This window comes from Bacillus sp. ISL-45 (assembly GCF_018613195.1).
Lineage (GTDB): Bacteria > Bacillota > Bacilli > Bacillales > Cytobacillaceae > Mesobacillus.
Genome location: NZ_JAGGQQ010000027.1, coordinates 1 through 7,564, shown reverse-complemented (window position 1 = coordinate 7,564; position 7,564 = coordinate 1). Strand labels below are relative to the sequence as shown.

The window sequence follows — 7,564 nt, the reverse complement described above, 5'->3', positions numbered from 1 at the left end:
TTCATCACATCATAAATTTTTTCTACTGTTGCCTTCAGCACCTTCGCATTCCGTTGCTTTCGGGAAATCACCTTCTCCCAGTCCCACTGATCCACATAAAGGGAGTGTAGATGGCTGAGCGTTTCGTCGCGCCGAATTGCGTTCATGTCGGTATAAAGTCCTTCCCCCGGAGTAAATCCATAGCGCTTCAACGCCATCCTTTTCCACTTGGCAAGAGATTGGACAATTTCCATAACATCGTTTTCCACACCAGGTGCATCAAAGGAAATCACCCGTTCATTCCCAGCCAGATCATCATTGATTCCCTTCCCGCCCCTCACAAAAATCGGCGCCGAAACCCTTGTCAGCTCCAATGCGTCAGCAAGGTGATTTTCAAAAAAATCCTTCGTTTTCTTAATCGCTATTTCGGTTTCCCTCAAATCCAATTTAGACTGATACTTCATTGCAGCATGGCTCAATTTTCCTCATCCCTCCAGATTCATTTAGCACTTTAGTGTATTTACGCAAACATCCATTTACTTTATGACAGAAGGAAGTGAAAGTTGCTACTGTCCTTCTGCAAAAACGAAAAGCGACAACAGAAGTCGACAGGTTTAGTAGCTTCGTAGAGATATACTAGTTGATAGAATCAAGCTCAGGGGGCGTGTGATGAGGAAAAATGCTTATATAGCCGCAATAATAGCCGGACTAGTCATAACAGGCGTTCACCCTGCAGAGTCGGCAGAGCAATCGGAAATCCGCAAGCAGCGCCTTCAGCTTAAGGATAATGTCACTGAAAAAGAAAACCAAATTCAAGCAATGGACAAGGCTGAGGATAAATATCTTTCTGAACTGAAAGCGCTGGATGATGAGATGTCAGAGCTGAATCAGAGAATCAGGGATCTTCAATTCGTCTTGGTTGATTCCGAACAGGCTGCAGAGGAGATGAAAAAGGAAATCAACAAGCTCAGCTTCAACATCGAACACAGGGAGCAATTAATCAAAAAACGCCTGCGTTCGATGCAGGAAAATGATGGTTTGGGTATGTATGTGGATCTGATTTTTGATTCAAAAGACTTATCCCAGTTGTTCGATACCGCAATTGCGGTCAGTAAAATCATTAAGGCAGATAAGGATTTGCTAGCAAAACACAAAATTGATTTGGAGTCGCTGATGGAACAGGAAAAAGCGCTACAGGACAAGGTGATTCTGCTGGAAAAAGACCAAAAGGAAATGATGTCACTGAAAGCTGACTTGGAGAAGAAGGCGGCGGAGAAGCAGAGCCTGCTTAAAACCGTTCATGCCACTAAGGAGGAAAGTGAATCGCAGCTGATGGAAATGTATGAGGTCTATGTCAACCTCGCATCCCAGGAGATTGCAATTTTAAAAGAAAACCAAAGAATCGAGTATAGTAGTGCTAAACCAGAGGACGTTTTTATCATGCCAGCGAAGGGAGAGATGACCTCAGGCTATGGTCCAAGGTGGGGGAGGCTCCACGCAGGAATCGATATCGCCGATGAATCATCCGAAACTGAAGTGATCGCAGCCGCATCCGGAACCGTTATCCGCTCCTATTATTCCGCAACCTACGGGAACTGCGTGCTGATTACCCACAAAATAGGCGACAGAACCTTCACCACCCTTTACGCCCACCTAGAAAAAAGCACAGTCACTACAGGTCAGCCCGTTAAGAAAGGCGTGTTGCTGGGTTTTATGGGCAACACCGGCGACAGCAGGGGAAAGCATCTGCATTTTGAAATCCATGAAGGCCAGTGGAATTATGAAAAATCAAACAGCGTTGACCCGCTGCTATATGTGAAAAAATAAGCCAGGTTTCCATTGGGAATCTGGCTTGCTCTTTACGTTAACGTCAATGGTATAATAAATTTACTGACTATTCTGTTAAAAATGAGGTTGTGCTGATGTATACGATTTCTGACCTGGCGGAGCAGTTTGGAGTTACAACCCGAACAATCCGCTATTATGAAGAACTCGGTTTGCTGTTGCCATCGAGGACTGAAGGTGGCCGGAGAATTTACACTGCTAGTGATGTAACACGCTTAAAACTCGTATTCAGAGGGAAGCGGTTTGGATTCTCGCTAGATAAAATCAAGGAAATGGTACTGCTATTTGACGAGGATCGGACTGGTGAAAAACAGCTGAAGGTGACGATACAGTATGGAGAGGAAAAGCTCGCAGAAGTGAATGAAAGGATTTGTGAACTGGTTGAGATCAAGGAAGAAATCGAAAGGCTATTAACCGAATTCAAAGGGAGGCTAAGTGAATGAGCTTTTATCAGGAAGAACCGCAGTTTCGGGCATTGCTGAAGGAATTACTGGATGAAAAGTTTTTTGAGTACGCAGATCGAGAGCTGCTGAAGTTTGGTGAAAAATGCGCCAACGAAATCGACCAGCGCGCCAGATTCACCGACAGCGAAGGACAGCCGAAGCTGATCAAGTTCGATGCCTATGGCGACGATATCTCGGAAGTGTGGGTAAATGACGGCTACCGGAAAACAGTAGAAGATTCCTACAACACTGGGATTGTCGGCTATGTTCATAAGGAAATTCCAGAATTGGGACGCCGGGGGAATTATGTCTATTCCTACGCTCAGGGATATCTCTTGTCACAAACCGAGGCCGGCTTTTACTGCCCGGTCACGTTGACAATGGCCACGGCTTATTTATTGGACCAGTACGCATCCCACGAGGTAAAAGAGAAATTCCTGCCTCATGTTTTATCAACAGGAGAAACAACATTATATGAAGGCGCAACCTTCCTGACCGAACGCCAGGGCGGATCCGACGTCGGTGCGAACGTGGTGAAGGCAGTTCAGTCCGCTGACGGCTTCAAGCTTTACGGTGAAAAATATTTTGCCTCCAACGCAGGAATGTGCGGTGTCGCCATGGTGCTGGCAAGGAAAGAAGGAGCCCCACCCGGCACAAAAGGCCTGACATTATTCGCTGTCCCATGGCGCAAAGAAGACGGAAAACTGAACGGCATCAAAATCCGCAGACTCAAGGATAAACTCGGAGTACGCGCAGTCCCATCCGCCGAAGTCGAGTTCGACGGAGCAGAAGCTTTTGTAGTAGGTGACCCAACAAAAGGCTTCTACTACATGATGGAAGCATTGAACCTCTCCCGCGTCTGCAACACCATCGCCTCACTAGGCATCATGCGCCGCGCCTATAGCGAAGCACGTGAGTATGCACTAAAGCGCGACGCCTTCGGCAAGAAGCTCGCCGACTTCCCAATGATCAAAGACTCACTGGTAAAAATGGCTGTTAAGTTAGAAGTCGAAACCAGAACCGTCTTCAAGTACCTGCCACTGTTTGAAAAAGTGATGAGGAACGAGCAAGGAGTAACAGAAAAAGACATCGTATTGAATCGACTCTACATCGCTCTCTTGAAAAAAGAAACCGCAGAACAAGCCGTCCACTTCACACACGAAGCCATCGAAATGCATGGCGGGAATGGATATGTCGAAGACTTTGTCACGCCAAGATTGTTGAGGGATGCGCAGGTACTGACCGTATGGGAAGGTACAGCCAATATCCTCGGACTGGAAGTTTTGAGGTTGATGGAGAAGTTTGGTGCTGGAGAGTTGTTTTTGGAGGAGGTGAAAGATCGGATTGCTGTGATGGAGGGAAAGCTAGTAGATCAGGTCCGTGGCGCGATCGAGCAGCTGGAGAAACTGCTGGTGTCTCTGCAATCAGCTTCCCATGACCATAAAACGTTTCACTCCAAGCGGGTGGCAGAATTGATGGTGAAGATTTTTGAGAGTGTGAATGCTTTGGAGTATGCTGCAGGAGGGGATGACCGGGCCCAGAAGGTGATGGAAGTCTATATAGAAGAAACTTGGAAATCAGGACATGAATTTGCTGATCAATTAAAACCAGTGGATTATTTTTCTGAGATAATCAGCGAAACCCTCAACAAAAATCTCTGGTAAAATAGCCATACTAAAGCGTCTCCTAATGCAGGAGGCGTTTTCTGTATGTTTATTGTTCTATATATAAAACAAAATGTTCTTTTTAATTACAAAAGAGTGAGGAAATCGGAGATATAAAGAGATAACGAACGATTTTTGTGCGTTATTAAGAAAAAACAGCCAAATTTGAGGTTTTTCAAAGATAGCTGGTTAGAATATACTCACATCATGAGGTTCGTTAAAAAGAACAAAAAGTTCTCTAAGGAAGTTGATAAAAGTGAGAAAAACAATCACCAACTTCGTTCTCAAACTAATACATAAAAGAAAAGCAGAGTGGGAGGGGAGTATTATTCGATCCAGCAGACTTAGGAAATTCAAAAAAAGAAGTAAAGGCATTTCCATTGCTGCCCAAATCATTGCTATCTGGTATCTCTTTATCCTTGCAGGCTCATATTTAACTTCATATACAGGAGCTTACTTCAATGATATAGAAACGATCGAAAACTTCCTGGGCGCAGCTGATGAGTTTCCGGGGGAACCAGATGAGTGGGATAGAAGTTCACTCAGCTTTACAAACGTTGGTGGTTTTTGTACCCAAGGATTTGAGGGAAAGCTTTATTCAGAACTGGCTAACGTAGGTGATGAAGACATGGAGGGACCTACAACTTTTTATATTTATAAAAAAACACAGGGAAGTCCTAACAGGAACGATCCGGGGGAATTAGTACATAAAGGAGAAGTGCCACCAATAGAAGGTAAAGATTCTCCAAATAATAAAACCATTCTTGTTTTTAGTCCTGATTTATCAACCATGACACCAGGAAAATATAAATTCAAGGCAGATCAAAGACCAGGTCATAGCAATCCTAATAATAACCAGGATGTTGATAGAGAACAAGAAACCTGGGGAGAAGAAATCACTGTCACTCAAGCAGATATAGACTCATGCAAGGTAACTTCTCCTGCTCAACAAGAACCTCCAGAAGAAACCCAAACAATATCAGAAATTGAGGGGTTAACGGAAACACATACTAGTAATTCAATTACTTTAAATTGGTCAAATCCTATCGAAAACTTCTCGCACGTAAATATATATCGTAACGGGCAGTTGCTTGAAGATAATATTTCTGGTAACAGCTATGAGGATAAAGGATTAACTCCATCTTCTGAATATGAATACAAAATTATAGTGGTGGATGAATCTGGAGTAGAGACGAATGGAGTTAAAATAACTGTTTCAACAGATGCTGAAATAGTAGAAGATAAAATTCCTCCTTCAGCGGTAACAAACACAAGCTTGACAAGAAATGGGGAAAGTCCGAACATCACACTTGTCTGGCAGAACCCAGGTGATGAAGATTTTAGTCATGTGAAAATTTATAAAGACGATGTATTGATACAAGAAAAATTTGAAGGAACGGAATATCTAGATGAAACTAGCGAAGTTAATCATAACTATAAGATTGTTACCGTAGACAAATCAGGAAATGAGTCAGTAGGCGTTGAAGTTACTGTTTCAACCATAGATTAACTTATAAATCTTAGAAAGGAAGAAATCTATGAATATTAAAAAAGCCAGAAAAATAATGAGTAACTTAATTACAACAATCCTGTTTTTACTACTAATTCTAATGATATATATAGTTGTCTCAACAAAAATATCTGGTGGGGAACCCCAATTTTTGGGATATCAGTTAAAAACAGTATTATCAGGATCAATGGAACCTACATTCCAAACTGGTTCCATTATAGTTGTAAAAAAGACTGCGAATTCTGAGTCTCTAAAAAAAGGTGATGTCGTTACTTTTAAATCTGGTCCATATAGTCTTATAACTCATCGGATTAAAGATGTAATACAAAAAGACGGAAAGCTAATGTACCAAACAAAAGGTGATAATAATAAGCATGCTGATATGAATGCGTTATTGCATGAAAATATTGTAGCTAAATATACGGGTATAACAATACCTTACTTAGGATATTTAATGAATTTCGCTGGATCATCAAAAGGTGCAATATTTTTCTTGATTATTCCAGGGCTATTTTTTCTGGGATATTCAGCACTCACTATTCGAAAGGTTTTCAAAGAAATAGAACAAAGAGCAATAGAAGCAGAACAGGGAATTAATAAGTCAATGTAGCGGTTGCTATCCTTTTATAGGATTCAATATAAAATTACATACCTCTAATAAGAGGGGAAACTAGGAGGAGAAAATATGAGTATTAAGAAAAAATTAGGTTTAAGTGCAGCATCGGCAGCACTAGGATTATCTTTAATCGGTGGTGGAACTTGGGCTGCATTCAACGATGTAGAGAACACTACGAATTCTTTGGCTGCAGGTACGCTTAACTTAGGTCTAAACACAGCAGAGGATGGAGTGCTTACAAATTTTAATCTTTCAAATTTAAAACCAGGAGATCAATTTACACGTAAATTTAAAATCTCCAATGATGGCTCTTTAGCTATCAAACAAGTATGGTTGGATGTTTTACCAAGCGGCTTTACCCAGGGGATTAATGAGTATGTTGGAACACATGGTGCAACAGACAATAGTCAATTGGATTTTCTTGCCCAATTTGCAGTAGAAGTATTTAGAACTGGTGTAGAAGGAGGAAGTCCTGGTCCACAGTTTAACATGATTACAAAAGCTCACAATGTAACTTTAAAGGATTTAGTTACCGGTGAGAATATTCCAACTGGAATAGAAAGAGAACTCGATGCTGATGGGAAAGTTACTCGAATTAACTTAGCACCTACTAATACCACTCAACCTAATTGGAATGGGCTACCAGCTAACCCAAGAGATTATGAAGTAGTTGAAATTGTTATTTCTATGATTAATGATTCATCAAAAGATGCCCGTGGAGAATACACTCAAAACGTATACCAGGGAGATAGCATTAATCTTGGATTCCAGTTTGAGGCTACACAATGGGAGGGTAGAAAGATTGATGGTAACGATACAGGTGATGTAGATGGAAATGATACATCGAATCCGGGTACACGTAATAATGAGGAAGTAACAAGACCATAATTGAACAATCAAAAGGTGGGTAATACCCACCTTTTGATTACTCACCTATTAACAATGTTTCAGTAGCTGGATTAAACAAGAGAGGTATGCCATGAAAAATAATAAGTGGCTTTTTAAACCCCTAAAGCTTTTCATCTTAACGTTGATTCTTTTCATTTTTACTATAACTTCTGTCAGTGCCAATACAAAAGAAATTGACATCAACATCACCCCAAATGGCTATCTGTTTAAGGTTTCTAACATCAAACCTGGCGACTGGATGCCACGCGATCTGGTTGTTAAAAACGATGGCAAACAAGATTTCAAATACACAGCACAGGTTGGTGAAACGAAGTCCTACAAAGGTCTGCTTGAGGAACTTTTGCTTTTGGTCAAAAAAGACACCCATGTCCTCTTCGACGGAAAGCTTAAAGATTTCAAAGGTCTTAATCCACGTGTGTTATCTAAGGGTGCGCAGGAAACTTTATTTTTCCAAGTAACTATGCCTTACGAGCTAGGTAATGAGTTTCAGGGTTCTGCTGCTGAATTTGAAATCATTTTCTATGCTGAGGGAATTACCGATACTCCCCCAAGTTGCGAGGAAGATCCATCGCAGGTAGGTTGCGAACAGCCACCAAGC

At 41.6% G+C, this 7,564-nt stretch carries 7 protein-coding genes and 1 pseudogene; 7 read left to right on the top strand and 1 reads right to left on the bottom strand.

Features of this window, described 5'->3' with window-relative positions; all coding sequences use genetic code 11:
* Window positions 1–458 (bottom strand): annotated as a pseudogene (locus J7E35_RS23170) (aspartate--ammonia ligase); the annotation flags it as partial.
* Between the two features lie 190 nt (window positions 459–648).
* On the opposite strand from J7E35_RS23170, the gene J7E35_RS23165 reads away from it, so the two are divergent.
* The 7 genes from J7E35_RS23165 to J7E35_RS23135 form a co-directional block, all read left to right on the top strand.
* Window positions 649–1,806, top strand: a complete 1,158-nt coding sequence (locus J7E35_RS23165; RefSeq protein ID WP_214780169.1) for a murein hydrolase activator EnvC family protein — start codon at window positions 649–651, stop codon at window positions 1,804–1,806.
* A gap of 95 nt (window positions 1,807–1,901) precedes the next feature.
* Window positions 1,902–2,267, top strand: coding sequence for a MerR family transcriptional regulator (locus tag J7E35_RS23160; protein ID WP_251040929.1), 366 nt, complete (start codon window positions 1,902–1,904; stop codon window positions 2,265–2,267).
* Window positions 2,264–3,931, top strand: a complete 1,668-nt coding sequence (locus tag J7E35_RS23155; RefSeq protein WP_214780173.1) for an acyl-CoA dehydrogenase family protein — start codon at window positions 2,264–2,266, stop codon at window positions 3,929–3,931. Before J7E35_RS23160 ends, J7E35_RS23155 begins: the two co-directional genes overlap by 4 nt.
* Window positions 3,932–4,187: 256 nt before the next feature.
* Window positions 4,188–5,441: an amyloid fiber anchoring/assembly protein TapA gene (tapA, locus tag J7E35_RS23150; protein ID WP_214780174.1), complete on the top strand. Its 1,254-nt coding sequence runs from the start codon at window positions 4,188–4,190 to the stop codon at window positions 5,439–5,441.
* A 28-nt stretch (window positions 5,442–5,469) separates the two neighbouring features.
* Entirely contained in the window at window positions 5,470–6,051 is a 582-nt protein-coding gene (gene sipW, locus J7E35_RS23145; protein WP_251040932.1) for a signal peptidase I SipW, read from the top strand.
* Window positions 6,052–6,126: 75 nt separating this feature from the next.
* Window positions 6,127–6,945, top strand: a complete 819-nt coding sequence (locus J7E35_RS23140; protein ID WP_214780175.1) for a TasA family protein — start codon at window positions 6,127–6,129, stop codon at window positions 6,943–6,945.
* A 91-nt stretch (window positions 6,946–7,036) separates the two neighbouring features.
* Window positions 7,037–7,564: M73 family metallopeptidase (locus J7E35_RS23135; protein ID WP_214784768.1), on the top strand; the 528-nt coding region annotated here is incomplete at its 3' end.

Excerpts from the sequence above, each read along its gene's own strand:
- J7E35_RS23165 (WP_214780169.1), top strand. The coding sequence starts at position 649 with ATGAGGAAAAATGCTTATATAGCCGCAATAATAGCCGGACTAGTCATA.
- J7E35_RS23160 (WP_251040929.1), top strand. The coding sequence starts at position 1,902 with ATGTATACGATTTCTGACCTGGCGGAGCAGTTTGGAGTTACAACCCGA.
- J7E35_RS23155 (WP_214780173.1), top strand. The coding sequence starts at position 2,264 with ATGAGCTTTTATCAGGAAGAACCGCAGTTTCGGGCATTGCTGAAGGAA.
- sipW (WP_251040932.1), top strand. The coding sequence starts at position 5,470 with ATGAATATTAAAAAAGCCAGAAAAATAATGAGTAACTTAATTACAACA.
- J7E35_RS23140 (WP_214780175.1), top strand. The coding sequence starts at position 6,127 with ATGAGTATTAAGAAAAAATTAGGTTTAAGTGCAGCATCGGCAGCACTA.